The 16607-nt window shown below is 70.4% G+C and carries 15 protein-coding genes and 1 pseudogene; 10 read left to right on the top strand and 6 right to left on the bottom strand.

Annotated elements, in window-relative coordinates:
* Positions 1 to 22 precede the first annotated feature (22 nt).
* From ABZ656_RS21185 to ABZ656_RS21195, 3 genes are all read right to left on the bottom strand, one after another.
* A complete protein-coding gene (locus ABZ656_RS21185) occupies positions 23 to 772 on the bottom strand; it encodes a hypothetical protein (protein WP_101400711.1) in 750 nt (249 codons plus the stop codon).
* A gap of 149 nt (positions 773 to 921) precedes the next feature.
* A complete protein-coding gene (locus ABZ656_RS21190; RefSeq protein WP_014176340.1) occupies positions 922 to 1215 on the bottom strand; it encodes an MTH1187 family thiamine-binding protein in 294 nt (97 codons plus the stop codon).
* Complete coding sequence (locus ABZ656_RS21195; protein ID WP_101400710.1) at positions 1212 to 1559, bottom strand: DUF3817 domain-containing protein; 348 nt, start codon at positions 1557 to 1559, stop codon at positions 1212 to 1214. The genes ABZ656_RS21190 and ABZ656_RS21195 overlap by 4 nt, the downstream gene beginning before the upstream one ends.
* A 272-nt stretch (positions 1560 to 1831) precedes the next feature.
* On the opposite strand from ABZ656_RS21195, the pseudogene ABZ656_RS21200 reads away from it, so the two are divergent.
* The 5 genes and pseudogenes from ABZ656_RS21200 to ABZ656_RS21220 form a co-directional block, all read left to right on the top strand.
* Positions 1832 to 1960 (top strand): annotated as a pseudogene (locus ABZ656_RS21200) (transposase); the annotation flags it as partial.
* Positions 1961 to 2018: 58 nt separating this feature from the next.
* Positions 2019 to 2651, top strand: coding sequence for an AIM24 family protein (locus ABZ656_RS21205; protein ID WP_075028948.1), 633 nt, complete (start codon positions 2019 to 2021; stop codon positions 2649 to 2651).
* Position 2652: 1 nt separating this feature from the next.
* Complete coding sequence (locus ABZ656_RS21210; protein ID WP_054233194.1) at positions 2653 to 3303, top strand: AIM24 family protein; 651 nt, start codon at positions 2653 to 2655, stop codon at positions 3301 to 3303.
* Positions 3300 to 4109, top strand: a complete 810-nt coding sequence (locus tag ABZ656_RS21215; RefSeq protein WP_060900268.1) for an AIM24 family protein — start codon at positions 3300 to 3302, stop codon at positions 4107 to 4109. Before ABZ656_RS21210 ends, ABZ656_RS21215 begins: the two co-directional genes overlap by 4 nt.
* 92 nt (positions 4110 to 4201) lie before the next feature.
* Complete coding sequence (locus ABZ656_RS21220) at positions 4202 to 4678, top strand: MarR family transcriptional regulator (RefSeq protein ID WP_101400709.1); 477 nt, start codon at positions 4202 to 4204, stop codon at positions 4676 to 4678.
* A gap of 86 nt (positions 4679 to 4764) precedes the next feature.
* Here ABZ656_RS21220 and ABZ656_RS21225 read toward each other — a convergent pair whose 3' ends face one another.
* The 3 genes from ABZ656_RS21225 to ABZ656_RS21235 all read right to left on the bottom strand — a co-directional run bounded on the left by ABZ656_RS21225 (position 4765) and on the right by ABZ656_RS21235 (position 8753).
* Positions 4765 to 6018, bottom strand: coding sequence for an MFS transporter (locus tag ABZ656_RS21225; RefSeq protein ID WP_360269773.1), 1254 nt, complete (start codon positions 6016 to 6018; stop codon positions 4765 to 4767).
* Between the two features lie 485 nt (positions 6019 to 6503).
* A complete protein-coding gene (gene meaB, locus ABZ656_RS21230; protein WP_101400708.1) occupies positions 6504 to 7460 on the bottom strand; it encodes a methylmalonyl Co-A mutase-associated GTPase MeaB in 957 nt (318 codons plus the stop codon).
* A gap of 90 nt (positions 7461 to 7550) precedes the next feature.
* Entirely contained in the window at positions 7551 to 8753 is a 1203-nt protein-coding gene (locus ABZ656_RS21235; RefSeq protein WP_075028945.1) for an acetyl-CoA C-acetyltransferase, read from the bottom strand.
* Positions 8754 to 8899: 146 nt separating this feature from the next.
* On the opposite strand from ABZ656_RS21235, the gene mce reads away from it, so the two are divergent.
* The 5 genes from mce (at position 8900) to ABZ656_RS21260 (ending at position 16518) form a co-directional block, all read left to right on the top strand.
* A complete protein-coding gene (mce, locus tag ABZ656_RS21240; protein WP_101400707.1) occupies positions 8900 to 9340 on the top strand; it encodes a methylmalonyl-CoA epimerase in 441 nt (146 codons plus the stop codon).
* 265 nt (positions 9341 to 9605) lie between these two features.
* Positions 9606 to 13457 (top strand): polarized growth protein Scy, encoded by a 3852-nt coding sequence (gene scy, locus ABZ656_RS21245; RefSeq protein ID WP_360269776.1) that lies wholly within the window; start codon positions 9606 to 9608, stop codon positions 13455 to 13457.
* Positions 13458 to 13640: 183 nt separating this feature from the next.
* Positions 13641 to 14576, top strand: a complete 936-nt coding sequence (locus ABZ656_RS21250) for a cellulose-binding protein (protein ID WP_075028943.1) — start codon at positions 13641 to 13643, stop codon at positions 14574 to 14576.
* 218 nt (positions 14577 to 14794) lie between these two features.
* A complete protein-coding gene (locus tag ABZ656_RS21255; RefSeq protein ID WP_101403752.1) occupies positions 14795 to 15745 on the top strand; it encodes an ABC transporter ATP-binding protein in 951 nt (316 codons plus the stop codon).
* A gap of 2 nt (positions 15746 to 15747) precedes the next feature.
* On the top strand, positions 15748 to 16518 hold the full coding sequence (locus ABZ656_RS21260; protein WP_360269778.1) for an ABC transporter permease: 771 nt from the start codon (positions 15748 to 15750) through the stop codon (positions 16516 to 16518).
* The last annotated feature ends 89 nt before the right edge of the window (positions 16519 to 16607 follow it).

A 16607-nucleotide genomic window follows, 5' to 3' on the forward strand; every position in this document is an offset into this window, starting at 1 on the left:
GCGGTGCGGAAGATGGAGAGTGTCACCGCTGCTCCAGGGTGGCGAGGACGCGCGGGGCGCGGACCCGCGCGATCGGGGTGCGCTGGCAGCGGCGGGCGGCCGGGGTACCGGACAGCGGAGGCGCGAAGAGGGCCAGGAGGGCGGCGACGACGGCCAGTACGGGGGTCGAGTAGAGGGCGAGCGGCGCCAGCGGGCCCGCCGCGTCCACGAGCGCGCCGTACACCGTGCCCGAGCAGGCGGCCAGCAGGACGAAACCGCGCACGGCGCACTCGCCGAGCCAGTGGCGCAGCGCCCTCTCCGGCGTGATGCCCCGCTCCAGCCAGATCCGCAGCCGGTCGAAGGACCAGGCCGTGGCCCAGCCGATGAGGGGGCGGAAGAGGAGCCGGTCGGCCACCGCCCCGAAGCGGCCCCAGCGCGGGCGGTAGTCGTACCCGGTGAGGAAGCGGACGCCGTCGGCGTCGGGGACGTAGCGCCAGTAGCCGCTGCCCTCGGCGAGGAGGGAGAGCGGGTGCGGGGAGGCGAAGCGCAGGGCGGAGGTGCGGGTGCCGTCGGGGCGCTCCTTCTCCCCGGCCGAGACGCCGGTTCCGGCGACCGTCAGGAAGGGCAGCACCCGGGTGGCGTACCGGAAGCGCTGCGGCTCGCCCTCGATGCGCGGGAGGTGGTCGATGGAGGTGAACCTCAGGTCCCAGCGCTGGTGCTGCGCGGGGTCCTGCGTCCGTGCCCACAGGTCGTCGAGATCGCCTCGTACATGTGTCTCCACGTAGAGCCCCATTTACCGAACCCCCAGATCAGTGACCCCTTTTGAGCGATCGCTCAATCAACCGCGCCTGAGATTACCGGGGTTTGAGCGATCGCTCAAACAGTCGGGCGCGAGAAACCCCGGCCCACAGGACCGGGGTTTCGGGTCTTCTCGCCGAAGGCCTACGCGGACAGGTGCCGCTCCACGGTCTCCACCTTGGAGGTCAGACCGTCCGTCACACCGGGGCGGATGTCCGCCTTCAGGACGACGGAGACGCGCGGCGCCCGTGCCTCGACGGCGGCGACGGCGCGCTTGACCACGTCCATCACCTCGTCCCACTCCCCCTCGATGGAGGTGAACATGGCATCGGTGCGGTTCGGCAGCCCCGATTCACGGACGACCCGGACGGCGTCGGCGACGTACTCCCCCACGTCCTCGCCGACGCCCAGGGGCGTCACGGAGAAGGCGACGATCATGAGGACTCCACGACTCCCTCGCGGCGGGCGCGGGAGGCGATGACCGCGTCCTCGGTCTCGCGCCGGAGCTTGCGCTCGGCGAAGAAACCGCCGGTGGGCAGCACGGAGAGGACGAAGTAGAGGGCCGCCGTCTTCTTGCTCCACTTGGTGCGGCTCCAGGCGTCCGCCCAGAAGACCACGTACAGGATGAAGAGGATCCCGTGGATGGAACCCATGACGGGCACCCCGTTGAAGTCCGTGGTCCGCTTCAGCACCGAGCACAGGAGCAGCAGCAGGAAGGAGACGGCCTCGGGGGCCGAGACCAGGCGGAGCCGGCGGAGGGCGGTGGCGGTCTTTATGTCCACGGGTCACCTTCGGTGGGAGATTCGCTTTCGGCGGGGAGCCGCTTTGTGAACGCAAGCACAAGCGTCCACCATTGTGGCACCCGAGCCGGGACACCCCCGCCCCGGGGTCCGGGGCGGGGATGTCCGCTTGGCCCCTAAGGGTCCGCTCAGGGGTCTTGAGCCGCTACCGCTGGAGTGCGCGCCTGAGCGTGTTCCAGCGAGCAGGAGCAAGTGCCCGTGCACGGTGTCGCGCCACACACCTGGAGAGAATCGATGTTCGCGTGTCGAATGCGACACGATCCGTGCCGCCCGGACGCGGAGCGAACGCGGGGGACCAGTGTGCCCAACACCGTTCGGAGCACACGGCTGAGCATGGGTTCTGGCAACAGGACTCACTCCCGCTCAGTCCTCAGGAACGGTGAGATCAACCCGTGGACCCTGTCCGCGTTCCCACCCTGCCGCTACCTTCACCACGTGGCGATGTTCCGACTTCAAGGCAGCAAGGTGCTGGCCGTCGACATGACCGGGGACGCCGTGAAGGCGAAGAACGGCTCGATGGTCGCGTACGACGGTCAGATGGCGTTCAAGAAGCTGAGCGGCGGTGGGGAGGGGATCCGCGGGATGGTGACCCGGCGCATCACCGGTGAGCAGATGACGGTGATGGAGGTGAAGGGGCAAGGGACCTGCTGGTTCGCGGACCGGGCCTGCGAGATCAACCTGGTGAACCTCCAGGGGGACAAGTTGTACGTCGAGTCGAGCAACCTGCTCGCGACCGACGCGGGCCTGCGGACGGGCACGTCCTTCACAGGCCTCAGAGGCGCCTCCCAGGGCAACGGACTGTTCACGACCACCGTCGAGGGCCACGGCCAGGCGGCGATCACGTCCGACGGCCCGGCGGTGGTGCTGCGTGTCAGCTCCCAGTACCCGCTGACGGTCGACCCGGGGGCGTACATCGCGCACCAGGGCAATGTCCGGCAGTCCTTCCAGGCCGGCGTGACATTCCGCACGTTCATGGGCGAGGGCGGCGGCGAGGCCTTCCAGATCCGTTTCGAGGGCGACGGGCTGGTCTACGTGCAGCCCAGTGAGCGCAACACGATCGCGGGGGACCTGTGACATGCCGTTCCGCGAAGTGAACTCCAAGATGATCGAGGCGACGGTCCTGCCCGGCCAGCGCCTGTTCAGTCAGCGCGGCGCGATGCTCGCCTACAAGGGCGAGGTCTCCTTCACGCCCAACGTCCAGGGCGGCCAGGGCGGGATCATGTCGATGATCGGCCGCCGGGTCGCCAATGAGGCCACCCCGTTGATGACCGTCGAGGGCAGCGGCACGGTCTTCTTCGGGCACGGCGGCCATCACATCCAGGTGATCAACCTCTCGGGCGACACCCTGTACGTCGAGGCGGACCGGCTGCTTGCCTTCGACGGCACCCTCCAGCAGGGCACGATGTTCCTCGGCTCGCAGGGCGGGGTCATGGGCATGGTCCGCGGCCAGGTGACGGGCCAGGGGCTCTTCACGACCACCCTCAAGGGGCACGGCGCGGTGGCCGTGATGGCCCACGGGGGCGTGATCGAGGTCCCCATCTCCCCCCAGCGCCCCATCCATGTGGACCCACAGGCGTACGTGGCGCACCACGGTGACGTACGCAACAAGCTGTCCACGGCGCTCGGCTGGCGCGACATGGTGGGCCGCGGCTCGGGCGAGGCGTTCCAGCTGGAGCTGAGCGGCAGTGGTGCGGTGTACGTCCAGGCCTCGGAGGAGAAGCTGTGAGCGCGTACGGGACCCCGGGCGGTCCGGTGATCTACGACCCGATGACCCTGCCGGTCGACGACAACGTCAACAAGTACACCTTCTGCGTGGAGCTCAAGGGGAGCCAGTGGTTCCTGCAGAAGGGCAAGATGATCGCCTACTACGGGTCGATGGACTTCAACGGCATCGGGCACGGCCGGCTGGACCGTCTCGTGCGCACTTCCTTCCATTCGCCTCTGCACGCGAGCGACTGGGTGGTGGCGGAGGGCTCGGGCAAGATGCTCCTCGCCGACCGGGCCTTCGACGTGAATTCGTACGACTTGGACGAGGGCAACCTGACCATTCGCTCCGGCAACCTGCTCGCTTTTCAGCCAAGTCTCGCGCTCAAGCAATCGATCGTGCCGGGCTTTCTGACGCTGATCGGAACCGGCAAGTTCGTAGCGGCCTCTAACGGTCCGGTGGTGTTCATGGAGCCTCCCATCCGGGTGGATCCGCAAGCGCTTGTCGGCTGGGCCGACTGCCCGTCCCCGTGCCATCACTATGACCACGGGTACATGACAGGCCTCATGGGCGGTCTACGTGCACTGACAGGCCTCGGCGGGGCCTCTGGAGAGGAGCACCAGTTCGAGTTCGTAGGGGCCGGCACGGTCCTGCTGCAGTCCACGGAGGTCCTCATGGCCGAGCAGGCCACGGGGGCCGTTCCGCATGAGCCGGGCGTACCCGGCGGCGGCGGGGTACCCGGTCACCAGGGACAGCACGGTCAGCAAGCCGGCACACCGCGTCTTCCCGGACAGCTCGGAGACCTCCAGCGTCGCTTCGGTCTGTGAGCGGTAGTCTGCGGAGTGTGACGTCGAACGCGTGCGCGTAGTCACACCACCCTCACTAGTTCGCCTTTCAACATTTTAGGTAGACTTCACTTATGGAGACCGAGACGGCCACGCGCTGGCTGACCGATGCGGAGCAGTGCGCCTGGCGTACCCACCTGGAGGTCAACAGGCTGTTGACGTACCAGCTCGAAAGGGATCTGCAGCCGTTCGGGCTGACGATGAACGACTACGAGATCCTGGTGAACCTCTCCGAGTCGGAGGGCTTCCGGATGCGGATGAGCGACCTCGCGGCCGCCACCCTCCAGTCCAAGAGCCGGCTCTCGCACCAGATCACCCGTATGGAGAACGGGGACCTGGTCCGGCGCGAGAACTGCGAGTCCGACCGCCGAGGACTGTTCGCCGTCCTCACCGAGCACGGCATGGAGACGATGAAGAAGGTCGCCCCGCACCACGTGGCGTCCGTGCGCAGGCACTTCATGGACCTGTTGTCCCCGGAGGCCCTGGAGGAGCTGCACAAGTCGCTGCGACCGATCGCGGAGCATCTGCGAGGGCAGCGAGGTAAGCCGTAGCGGCTCGGTGAGTGCGGGCCGACCGTGGCCGCGGGTTGTCTGTCGCTGCTGGTTGTCCGTGGCTGGTCGCGCCGTTCCCCGCGCCCCTATGGGGCGCGGGTCGGCTCGGGCGTACCCCTGGGGGCTTCGTGCGGCGCTCTCGCCGCACGAGCACCCTGCACCGAGAGCACGCCCACTGCGACCGCCACGGCTCCCGCGATCGCGAAGCAGAGGCCCAGGGGCAGGTGGCCCACCAAGAGGCCCGCTCCCGCGGTTCCGCCCGAGCTTCCGGCGTTCACCGCTGTGTTGACCCAGGCTCCGGCCTGGGTACGGCGGCCGGGCGGGGCCGCCTCGTCGGCGATCAGGTACGACGTCGTGAGGGCCGGGGCGACGAAGAAACCGGCGCAGGCCATGGCGACAGTCAGGGTGCCGAGGCCTGGAGAGAGGCCCGCGGCCGCCAGGGCGAGGCCCAGGCCGCCCACCAGCAGCGGCAGCCGCACCCGCGCGGGCGTACGCCAGTCGACGGCGCCGTTCAGGACGCCGCCCAGGGCGCTGCCCAGTGACAGTGCGGCGAGCACCCAGGCCACCACGTCGTTCCCGTGATGGCTCTGTGCGGCGAAGGCCATCACCAGAAGTTCGACGGCTCCCACGGACAGGCCGACGCCCGCCGCGACGACGACGGGCTGCAGGAGCGCGCGCCCGTCGCTGAAACGGTGCCGTGAGCGTGCGACGGGCTTCGTGACGGCCGGACGTACGCCCGCCACGGCCGGCGACAGGACGAAGGCGAGGGTTCCGGTCCACACCAGCAGGGCGCAGAGAGCAAGCGCGGCGGCCGGGGGTGCGAACCGGACGACCGCGCCCACCAGCAGCGGGCCCGAGACGAAGAGGATCTCCTCGGCGATGCCGTCCAGGCTGTACGCCCGCTGCAGGACCCGCTTGTCCTCGATGACCTCGCCCCACAGGGCGCGCACCGTGGGGCCGAGGGGCGGCGTGCAGACGCCCGCGGTGACGGCGAGGGCGCCGAGTGCGGGTGCCGGTGTTCCGGGCCGCCAGGCCGCTGTCGCGAAGGCCGCCAGCAGGGTGGCGTAGAGCGAGGCCATCGGGATGAGGGCGCGGCGGGGGCCGTGACGGTCGATCAGGGCCGCCCTCGCGGGCGACAGGAGCACGCTCGTCGCGCCGAACAGCGCCATGACCGTGCCGGCGGCGGCGTACGAGCCGGTGGCCTCGGTCACGCTGAGCATCATGGCCAGCGAGACCATGCCGTACGAGAGTCTGCCGACGAGGGCGGCGGTGAAGGTGCGGCGGGTGTGGGGGATGCGGAAGAACGCGGCGTACGAGGGCCGCGGCGCGGGCGCAGACATGTTCGGGTTCCTCAACAACGAGGCGGAAAGGGTCGCCTGAGTGCCGCGACGACACACCCACCGGTGTGCGTCGCGGGCCTGGGCGGGCCCTATGCCAAGAGGAGGAACATGCGCCTCAACGTAACAGCAGGCACGGGAAGTTGACACCATGTGTGTCTCGCCCCCGCCACCCTTACCCGTCCCATCCCCCGGGGCACTGCGCCCTCTGGACCCCCGCTTCGGCCTGAACGGCCTCGTCCTCGAACGCCGGACGGGCTGAAGACGCGGGCTGACCGGGGTTTGGGTGGGGCATCGGCCCCCAGCCTCGTCCTCACACGCCGGACGGGCTGAAGACCCGGGCCAGGTGGCGGCTTTTGGGGGCGCGGGGAACTGCGCGACCAGCCCCCACCCGCCCGCAGGCGAAGAACACACCCGGGGTCCGGGGGCGGAGCCCCCGGGAACGGGATGGGTCGGGTAGGGGCGGCGGGGGCGAGGAAACCCCTGTCTCAGGCCTCTGTCAGGCCCTCGACCAACGAGTCCGCCGCCCGGTAGGGATCCAGCTCCCCCGCCACGATCCGCTCCGCGAGCGCGCTGAGGCGGCGATCACCATGGAGGTCGCCGATGCGCTGACGCAGCGCCGTGACGGCGATCGTCTCGACCTCCTGGGAGGCCCGGGCGAGGCGCCGCTCGGTCAGTACGCCGTGCTCCTCCATCCAGGCGTGGTGCTTCTCCAGGGCCTCGACGACCTCGTCGATGCCCTCGCCCCGCGCCGCGACCGTCTTGACGATCGGCGGCCGCCAGTCGCCGGGCCCCCGGGACTCGCCCAGCCCGAGCATGTGGTTCAGCTCGCGCGCGGTCGCGTCGGCACCGTCCCGGTCGGCCTTGTTCACCACGTACACGTCGCCGATCTCCAGGATTCCGGCCTTCGCCGCCTGGATGCCGTCGCCCATGCCGGGGGCGAGCAGGACCACCGAGGTGTCCGCCTGGGAGGCGATCTCCACCTCCGACTGGCCCACACCGACCGTCTCCACCAGGATCACGTCGCAGCCCGCCGCGTCGAGGACGCGGATGGCCTGGGGGGCCGCCCAGGCGAGACCGCCCAGGTGGCCTCGCGTGGCCATCGAGCGGATGTAGACGCCGGGGTCGGAGGCGTGCTCGGACATACGGACACGGTCGCCGAGCAGGGCGCCTCCGGAGAACGGCGAGGACGGGTCGACGGCGAGGACACCGACCCGCTTGCCCTGCCGCCGGTACGCCGTCACCAGCGCCGAGGTCGAGGTCGACTTGCCCACGCCCGGAGAGCCGGTGAGCCCGACGACGTACGCGTTGCCGGTCAGCGGGGCCAGCGCCGCCATGACCTCGCGCAACTGCGGGGACGCCCCCTCCACCAGGGAGATCAGCCGGGCCACGGCCCGCGGCCTGCCTTCCCTGGCCTGGGCCACCAGCGAGGAGACGTCCTGCATCACAGCTCCGTTCAGATCCGTTCAGAGTCGTACGCACCGAGGTCGTTCAGAGTCGTACGCACCAGGGTCGTACGGAAAGAGACAACGGCTTCAGGCCTTGGGTACCCGCACGATCAGCGCGTCACCCTGCCCACCGCCACCGCACAGCGCCGCCGCGCCGACCCCGCCGCCGCGCCGCTTGAGCTCCAGGGCCAGGTGCAGCACGAGGCGGGCGCCGGACATCCCGATCGGGTGACCGAGGGCGATGGCACCACCGTTGACGTTCACCTTTTCCGTGGATACGCCGAGGTCCTTCATTGACTGCACGGCGACCGCGGCGAACGCCTCGTTGATCTCGATGAGGTCGAGGTCGGAGACGTCGAGGCCCTCCTTCTTCAGGGCGTGCAGGATCGCGTTCGAGGGCTGGGACTGGAGGGAGTTGTCCGGACCGGCGACGTTCCCGTGCGCGCCGATCTCGGCGATCCACTGGAGGCCGAGTTCCTGCGCCTTGGTCTTGCTCATCACGACCACGGCCGCGGCGCCGTCGGAGATCTGCGAGGAGGTGCCCGCCGTGATCGTGCCGTCCCGGGTGAAGGCGGGGCGCAGCTTGGCCAGCGACTCCACCGTGGTCTCGGCGCGGATGCCCTCGTCCTTGCTGAAGACGACGGCCTCGCCCTTGCGCTGCGGAATCTCCACGGGCGTGATCTCCGCCTCGAAGATGCCGTTCTTCTGGGCGGTGGCCGCACGCTGGTGCGAGAGGGCCGCGATCTCGTCCTGCTCCGGGCGGGCGATGCCCAGGCGTGTGTTGTGCTTCTCCGTCGACTCGCCCATGGCGATGTTCTCGAAGGCGTCGGTGAGACCGTCGTACGCCATCGCGTCGAGCATCTCGATCGCGCCGTACTTGAAGCCCTCGCGGGACTTGGGGAGCAGGTGGGGCGCGTTCGTCATGGACTCCTGGCCGCCCGCGACCACGATGTCGAATTCACCCGCGCGGATCAGCTGGTCCGCGAGCGCGATGGCGTCGAGACCGGACAGACACACCTTGTTGATCGTGAGCGCCGGGACGCTCATCGGGATGCCCGCCTTGACCGCGGCCTGGCGTGCGGGGATCTGTCCCGCCCCGGCCTGCAGCACCTGACCCATGATCACGTACTGCACCTGGTCGCCGCCGATCCCCGCACGGTCGAGGGCGGCCTTGATCGCGAAGCCTCCGAGGTCGGCCCCGGAGAAGGACTTCAGCGAGCCCAGCAACCGTCCCATGGGCGTACGAGCGCCCGCGACGATCACCGAGGTACTGCTGTTCGTTCCAGACATGAGGTGCGATCCCCTTACCGGCTGCACAGCCGAGGAGTGAACGAGGGTTTACTTGAATGTACTGAGCGGTAGGCCACCCGTCATCCGGCAGTCAGTGTGATCGCGCGCACGTTGCGTAACCGCCGTATGAGCGCTGCACTGACTCCATGCTGACGCGAATCGACCACATCGGTATCGCCTGCTTCGATCTCGACGCGACTGTCGAGTTCTACCGGGCGACGTACGGCTTCGAGGTCTTCCACTCCGAGATCAACGAGGAGCAGGGCGTACGCGAGGCCATGCTCAAGATCAATGAGACGTCCGACGGCGGCGCCTCCTACCTGCAGCTCCTGGAGCCGACCCGCGAGGACTCGGCCGTCGGGAAGTGGCTGGCGAAGAACGGCGAAGGTGTCCATCACATCGCGTTCGGTACGGCGGACGTCGACGCCGATGCCGCCGATATCCGGGACAAAGGCGTACGCGTCCTCTACGACGAGCCCCGACGCGGCTCCATGGGGTCACGAATCACGTTCCTTCACCCGAAGGATTGCCATGGTGTCCTGACAGAACTGGTCACTTCGGCGGCTGTTGAGTCACCTGAGCACTGACCTCCGTATATCTGGGCCGGTAGGGTTGGGGGCGGCCGCTGCCATTTCGGGGCGGCCCAGGGCCTGTCCGGCGACGGGCCCTGAGGTCATGCCGTCCTGAGGACGGCGTGGTCAAGGGCCGGGGTCCAGGTTTCGGGGGACGAGCGTCGGGGCGACAGCCCGTGCTCCGCTGTTGATCTGACACCATTCCCCGGGGGCCCCGTTCGGCGGATGGACGGGGTTCGTTTGGAGAGACTTGCGACCAGGGGACGGATGGGACCGCGCAGTGCGGGGCTACGAACGCCAGGAGCGAGAGCCGGCGGCTGACGTCGACCACCTCTCTCGGTTCGAGGCCGAGATGGAACGGCTGAAGACCGAGCGGGAGAAGGCCGTCCAGCACGCCGAGGACCTCGGCTATCAGGTCGAGGTGCTGCGCGCCAAGCTGCACGAGGCGCGCCGCAGTCTGGCGACCCGGCCTGCCTACGAGAGCGGTGGCGACCTCGGCTATCAGGCCGAGCAATTGCTCCGTAATGCCCAGATCCAGGCCGATCAGCTGCGCGCCGACGCCGAGCGCGAGATGAGCCAGGCCCGGGCGCAGACGCAGCGCATCCTCCAGGAGCACGCCGAGCAGGCCGCCCGGCTGCAGGCCGAGCTGCACCAGGAGGCGGTCGCGCGCCGCCAGCAGCTCGATCAGGAGCTGGCCGAGCGCCGTCAGACCGTCGAGTCGCACGTCAACGAGAACGTGGCGTGGGCCGAGCAGCTGCGCGCCCGCAGCGAGCAGCAGGCCCGCCGGCTCCTGGAGGAGTCGCGCGCGGAGGCGGACCAGGCGCTGAGCGCCGCCCGCGCGGAGGCCGAGCGGATCGCCGCCGAGGCCCGCCAGCGGCTGACGAACGACGCCGAGTCGGCCCGTGCGGAGGCGGAGGCGCTGCTGCGCCGGGCCCGCACGGACGCCGAGCGGCTGCTGAACGCCGCGTCGACGCAGGCCCAGGAGGCCACCGACCACGCCGAGCAGCTGCGCAGCACCACGGCGAACGAGTCGGACAGCGCCCGCCGCCAGGCCACCGAGCTGAGCCGGGCCGCCGAGCAGCGCATGATGGAGGCCGAGTCGGCGCTGCGCGAGGCGCGGACCGAGGCGGACAAGGTCGTCACCGAGGCGAAGGAGGCCGCGGCCAAGGCCCTGGCGAGCGCCGAGTCGGCGAACGAGCAGCGCACGCGGACGGCGAAGGAACAGGTCGCCCGGCTGGTCAGCGAGGCCACCAAGGAGGCCGAGACCACCAAGTCCGACGCCGAGCAGGCCGTCGCGGACGCCAAGACCAAGGCCGAGAAGATCGTCGCGGAGGCCGAGGAGACCGCGCGCAGCCTCACCGCCGAGGAGACCGCCTCCCAGCTCTCCAAGGCGGCCCGTACCGCCGAGGACGTCCTGAACAAGGCGTCCGAGGACGCCAAGGCGACCAGGAAGGCGGCGGCCGAGGAGGCCGAGCGGATCCGCACCGAGGCGGAGTCCGAGGCGGACCGGCTGCGTGCCGAGGCGCACGACATCGCCGAGCAGCTCAAGGGCACGGCGAAGGACGACACCAAGGAGTACCGCGCCAAGACGGTCGAGCTGCAGGAGGAGGCGCGCCGGCTGCGCGGCGAGGCCGAGCAGCTGCGCTCCGACGCCAATGCCGAGGGCGAGCGGATCCGCTCCGAGGCCCGGCGCGAGGCCGTCCAGCAGATCGAGGAGGCGGCCAAGACCGCCGAAGAGCTGCTCGCGAAGGCCAAGGCGGACGCGGACGAGCTGCGGAACACGGCCACCAGCGACAGCGAGCGGGTGCGCACCGAGGCCATCGAGCGCGCCACGACGCTGCGCCGCCAGGCCGAGGAGACCCTGGAGCGCACGCGCAAGGAGGCCGAGCGCAACCGCGAGGAGGCCGTCGAGCTCTCCGACACGATCAAGGCGGAGGCCGAGCGGGCCGCCGAGGCGCTGCGCGAGGAGGCCGAGCGCGCCATAGCGGCCCGCCGGACGGAGGCCGCCGAGGAGCTGACCCGGCTGCACACCGAGGCCGAGCAGCGGCTCGCCTCGGCCGAGCAGGCGCTGAGCGACGCACGGGCGGACGCCGAGCGGATCCGCCGCGAGGCCGCCGAGGAGAGCGAACGGCTGCGTTCGGAGGCCGCCGAGCGGATCCGTACGCTCCAGGCGCAGGCCGAGGCGGAGGCGGAGCGGCTGCGCAACGAGGCCGCCGCGGACGCCTCCGCGTCGCGCGCCGAGGGCGAGAACATCGCCGTACGACTGCGTTCGGAGGCCGCGGCGGAGGCCGAGCGGCTGAAGTCGGAGGCCCAGGACAGCGCCGACCGGGTACGGACGGAGGCCCAGGCCGCGGCCGAGCGGCTGGCCACCGAGGGCGCGGAGACGCTGGCCGCCGCCCAGGAGGAGGCCGCCCGGCGCCGCCGCGAGGCCGAGGAGCTCCTCGGTTCCGCGCGCCAGGAGGCCGACCAGGAGCGCGAGCGGGCCCGCGAGCAGAGCGAGGAACTCCTCGCCTCCGCGCGCAACCGTGTCGACGAGGCCCAGGCCGAGGCCGTACGGCTGGTCGAGGAGGCCGACCGGCGCGCGACCGAGATGGTCTCCAGCGCCGAACAGACCGCGCAGCAGGTACGCGACGCCGTGGCGGGGCTGCACGAGCAGGCGCAGGAGGAGATCACCGGCCTGCGCAGCGCCGCCGAGCACGCGGCCGACCGGACCAGGACCGAGGCGCAGGAGGAGGCGGACCGGGTCCGCGCCGACGCGTACGCGGAGCGGGAGCGGGCCTCCGAGGACGCGAGCCGCATCCGGCGCGAGGCGGCCGAAGAGACGGACGCCGCCAAGTCGCTCGCGGAACGCACGGTCTCGGAGGCGATCGCCGAGTCCGAGCGGCTGCGTTCGGAAGCCGCCGAGCACGCCCAGCGGGTGCGCACCGAGGCCTCCGACACCATCGCGAACGCGGAGCAGGACGCTTCGCGCAGCCGTGCCGAGGCCCGGGAGGACGCGAACCGGATCCGTTCGGACGCGGCCACGCAGGTCGACACGCTCATCAACGAGGCGCGCTCCGAGGCGGAGCGGCTGACGAACGAGACGAACGCCGAGGCCGAGCGCGTACGCGCGGAGTCCGTGGCCAAGGCCGAGCGGCTGGTCTCGGACGCGACCGGGGACGCGGAGCGACTGCGCGCCGAGGCCGCCGAGACGGTCGGTTCCGCGCAGCAGCACGCCGAGCGGATCCGCAGCGAGTCCGAGCGGGTCAAGGCCGAGGCGGCGGCGGAGGCCGAGCGGCTCACGTCCGGTGCCCGCGAGGAGGCCGACCGGATGCTGGACGCGGCACGCCGGGAGGCCAACAAGCGGCGCTCCGAGGCGGCCGAGCAGGTCGACACCCTCATCTCGGAGACGGCGTCCGAGGCGGACAAGCTGCTCGCCGAGGCGCAGCAGAGCGCGCAGAAGACCACGGCGGACGCCGAGTCGCAGGCCGACACGATGGTGGGCGCGGCACGCAACGAGGCCGAGCGGCTGGTCTCCGAGGCGACCGTCGAGGGCAACACCCTGGTGGAGCGGTCCCGTGCGGACGCGGACGAGCTGCTGGTCGGCGCGCGCCGGGACGCGACCGCCATAAGGGAGCGGGCGGAGGAGCTGCGCGACCGCATCACCACCGAGATCGAGGAGCTGCACGAGCGGGCCAGGCGCGAGTCGGCCGAGGCGATGAAGACGGCCGGCGAGCGCTGCGACGCGCTGGTGCGGGCCGCCGAGGGCCAGCTCGCCGAGGCCGAGGCGAAGGCGAAGGACCTGGTCTCGGAGGCCAACTCCGAGGCGAGCAAGGTCCGTATCGCCGCGGTCAAGAAGGCCGAGGGGCTCCTCAAGGAGGCCGAGCAGAAGAAGAGCTCGCTCATCGCGGAGGCGACGGAGATCAAGGCCGAGGCCATCCGCGAGGCGCGGGCCGCGGTCGAGGAGGGCAAGCGCGAGCTGGAGGTGCTGATCCGCCGGCGCGAGGACATCAACGCCGAGATCTCCCGTGTCCAGGACGTTCTGGAGGCGTTGGAGTCATTTGAGGCCCCGTCCGCAGGCAAGGACGGTGGGGTCAAAGCGGGCGCTGCCGCCGGCGCAACTCGTTCGAGTGGCAAGTCGTCAGAGGGCTAGCCAGAACCACCCATTCCGTGCTTTGTACGGACCTTTGCCACAGGTTCTGGCAAGCCCTCTGACAGTTAGCCACCCAAAAGGAGTCTCATTCTCCAGATCAAACACGTATCCGCTCGATGACACACCGCTTTGGCCCCTAGGATTCCCCCTATCACCTCACCGGTCTCATTCGACAGGAACCCCATGAGCGACACTTCCCCCTACGGCTTCGAGCTTGTGCGGCGTGGGTACGACCGCGCTCAGGTGGACGAACGCATTTCGAAGCTCGTCTCCGACCGTGACAGCGCTCTGGCCCGTATCACTGCTCTCGAAAAGCGCATCGAGGAGCTCCACCTCGAGACGCAGAACGCCCAGGCCCAGGTCAGCGACGCAGAGCCGTCGTACGCGGGTCTCGGCGCGCGCGTCGAGAAGATCCTCCGCCTCGCCGAGGAGGAGGCGAAGGATCTGCGCGAGGAGGCCCGTCGCGCGTCCGAGCAGCACCGTGAGCTCGCCGAGTCGGCCGCCCAGCAGGTCCGCAACGACGCAGAATCGTTCGCTGCAGACCGCAAGTCCAAGGCGGAGGACGAGGGCGTCCGGATCGTCGAGAAGGCCAAGAGCGACGCCTCCCAGCTGCGCCAGGAGGCGCAGAAGGACGCACAGTCCAAGCGCGAGGAGGCGGACGCCCTCTTCGAGGAGACGCGTGCCAAGGCCGCGCAGGCCGCCGCCGACTTCGAGACGAACCTCGCCAAGCGCCGCGAGCAGTCCGAGCGTGACCTGGCGTCGCGTCAGGCCAAGGCCGAGAAGCGCCTCGCGGAGATCGAGCACCGCGCGGAGCAGCTCCGCCTGGAGGCCGAGAAGCTGCGCACGGACGCCGAGCGCCGCGCCCGCCAGACGGTGGAGACGGCTCAGCGCCAGGCCGAGGACATCGTGGCCGACGCGAACGCCAAGGCCGACCGCATCCGCTCGGAATCCGAGCGCGAGCTGGCGGCGCTGACGAACCGTCGCGACTCGATCAACGCTCAGCTCACGAACGTCCGCGAGATGCTCGCGACGCTCACGGGCGCTGCGGTGGCCGCCGCGAGCACGCCGGCCGAGGACGAGCCGATCTCCCGCGGGGTTCCGGCCCAGCAGTCCCGGTAGGTTCGGGCAGTTTCCGGCAGCACTCCGGCCCGCGCTCTCTTCCCCGGGAGCGCGGGCCGTCGGCGTGCCCCGGAAGGGGCGCGGGGCTGTGACATTCTGCGGCTCCGCCGCGTGGGCGCGACAAGCCACGATGGCGCGGCGGTCGGAGACGGTGAACACCCGGCAAACACACCGGCGCCCAAGTGGCACAGCCCCGGAGCGCGTCCTACCGTGTCCGCATGATCGAGCTAGAGGGGCTGACCAAGCGGTACGGCGAGAAGGTGGCGGTCAACCATCTGACCTTCACCGTCAGACCCGGCATCGTCACGGGGTTCCTCGGTCCGAACGGCGCGGGCAAGTCCACGACGATGCGGATGATGCTCGGTCTCGACCGCCCCACCGCGGGCGACGTGCGCATCGACGGGCAGCACTACGACCACCTCAAGGACCCGCTGAAGTACATCGGCGCCCTGTTGGACGCGAAGGCCATGCACGGCGGCCGCAGCGCCTTCAACCACCTCCTCTGTCTCGCCCAGAGCAACGGCATCCCCAAGGCGCGGGTGGACGAGGTCCTGGACACCGTGGGCCTCACCTCGGTGGCCAGGAAGAAGGCCAAGGGCTTCTCGCTCGGCATGGGCCAACGGCTCGGCATCGCGGGCGCGCTGCTCGGCGACCCGCGGATCCTGATGTTCGACGAGCCGGTCAACGGCCTCGACCCCGAGGGCATCCACTGGATCCGCAACCTGATGAAGTCGCTGGCCGGCCAGGGCCGTACGGTCTTCGTGTCGAGTCACCTGATGAGCGAGATGGCGCTGACCGCGGAGCACCTCGTCGTCATCGGCCAGGGCCGCCTCCTCGCGGACACCTCCATGGCCGACTTCATCGCACAGAACTCGCGGTCGTACGTCCGTATCCGCTCCCCCCAGCGCGAGCGGCTGCTCGACGTCCTGCACGGGGCGGGGATCACGGTCGTCGAGAGCGGCAGCGGGGCGATGGAGGTGGACGGCGCGAAGTCGGAGCAGATCGGTGAGCTGGCCGCGCAGCACCAGATCGTGCTGCACGAGCTGAGCCCCCAGCAGGCCTCCCTGGAGGAGGCGTTCATGCAGCTGACCGCGGAGTCGGTGGAGTACCACGCGCACACCGACGCCCCGCCCCAGCAGTGGGCCGGCGGCTGGAACAAGGAGACCTGAGCATGGCGGCGACCCAGGTCCTCAAGTCCGAGTGGACCAAGATCCGGTCCGTCGCGTCCACCGTCTGGACGCTCGGCCTCGCCGCGGTGGTCACGATCGCGCTGGGCATCCTGATCTCGCTGCTGTCGAAGAACGAGTTCGACAAGATGGGCGAGAAGGACCGGCTCTCCTTCGACCCGACGTTCATCAGCTTCGCGGGGATGACCCTCGGTCAGCTCGCGATGATCGTGTTCGGGGTGCTCGTGGTCGGCAACGAGTACAGCACCGGCATGATCCGCACCTCGCTGGCCGCGGTCCCGCAGCGCGGCACGTTCCTCTTCAGCAAGATCGCGGTGGCGACGGGGCTCGCCCTCGTCGTCGGCATGATCACCAGCTTCGTCGCCTTCTTCCTCGGACAGGCGGCGCTCGGCACGCACAGCGCGTCGATCAGCGACTCCGGGGTGCTGCGCGCGGTGATCGGCGGCGGCCTCTACATGACGCTGATCGCGGTCTTCTCGATGGGTGCCGCGACGATGCTGCGCAGCCCGATGCTCTCGCTCGGCATCCTCATGCCGTTCTTCTTCCTGATCTCCAACATCCTCGGCGCGGTGTCCGCGACCAAGAAGCTCGGCCGCTATCTGCCCGACCAGGCCGGCAGCAAGATCATGCGGGTGGTGACCCCGATCGGCGACGACACCCCGTACGGCCCGTGGGGCGGCCTCGCGATCATGGTGCTGTGGGTGGTCGCGGCGCTCCTCGGGGGCTATGCGCTGCTGAAGAGGCGGGACGCCTAGGTCCTGTCGTCAAATTCCCGTCGTCCGCCCGGAGGGCGGGCCCTGCGGCGTCAGGTGCGTGCTCTCGGCGTGCCGGGCACAGGCCCTCG

The sequence above is a fragment of the Streptomyces sp. NPDC007095 genome (assembly GCF_040634475.1).
Taxonomy (GTDB): domain Bacteria; phylum Actinomycetota; class Actinomycetes; order Streptomycetales; family Streptomycetaceae; genus Streptomyces.

Coding starts and splice junctions, on each gene's coding strand:
- ABZ656_RS21205 (WP_075028948.1), top strand. CDS start 2,019: ATGTTCCGACTTCAAGGCAGCAAGGTGCTGGCCGTCGACATGACCGGG.
- ABZ656_RS21250 (WP_075028943.1), top strand. CDS start 13,641: ATGAGCGACACTTCCCCCTACGGCTTCGAGCTTGTGCGGCGTGGGTAC.
- ABZ656_RS21210 (WP_054233194.1), top strand. CDS start 2,653: ATGCCGTTCCGCGAAGTGAACTCCAAGATGATCGAGGCGACGGTCCTG.
- ABZ656_RS21255 (WP_101403752.1), top strand. CDS start 14,795: ATGATCGAGCTAGAGGGGCTGACCAAGCGGTACGGCGAGAAGGTGGCG.
- ABZ656_RS21190 (WP_014176340.1), bottom strand. CDS start 1,215: ATGATCGTCGCCTTCTCCGTGACGCCCCTGGGCGTCGGCGAGGACGTG.
- mce (WP_101400707.1), top strand. CDS start 8,900: ATGCTGACGCGAATCGACCACATCGGTATCGCCTGCTTCGATCTCGAC.
- meaB (WP_101400708.1), bottom strand. CDS start 7,460: ATGCAGGACGTCTCCTCGCTGGTGGCCCAGGCCAGGGAAGGCAGGCCG.
- ABZ656_RS21225 (WP_360269773.1), bottom strand. CDS start 6,018: ATGTCTGCGCCCGCGCCGCGGCCCTCGTACGCCGCGTTCTTCCGCATC.
- ABZ656_RS21235 (WP_075028945.1), bottom strand. CDS start 8,753: ATGTCTGGAACGAACAGCAGTACCTCGGTGATCGTCGCGGGCGCTCGT.
- ABZ656_RS21260 (WP_360269778.1), top strand. CDS start 15,748: ATGGCGGCGACCCAGGTCCTCAAGTCCGAGTGGACCAAGATCCGGTCC.
- ABZ656_RS21220 (WP_101400709.1), top strand. CDS start 4,202: ATGGAGACCGAGACGGCCACGCGCTGGCTGACCGATGCGGAGCAGTGC.
- ABZ656_RS21185 (WP_101400711.1), bottom strand. CDS start 772: ATGGGGCTCTACGTGGAGACACATGTACGAGGCGATCTCGACGACCTG.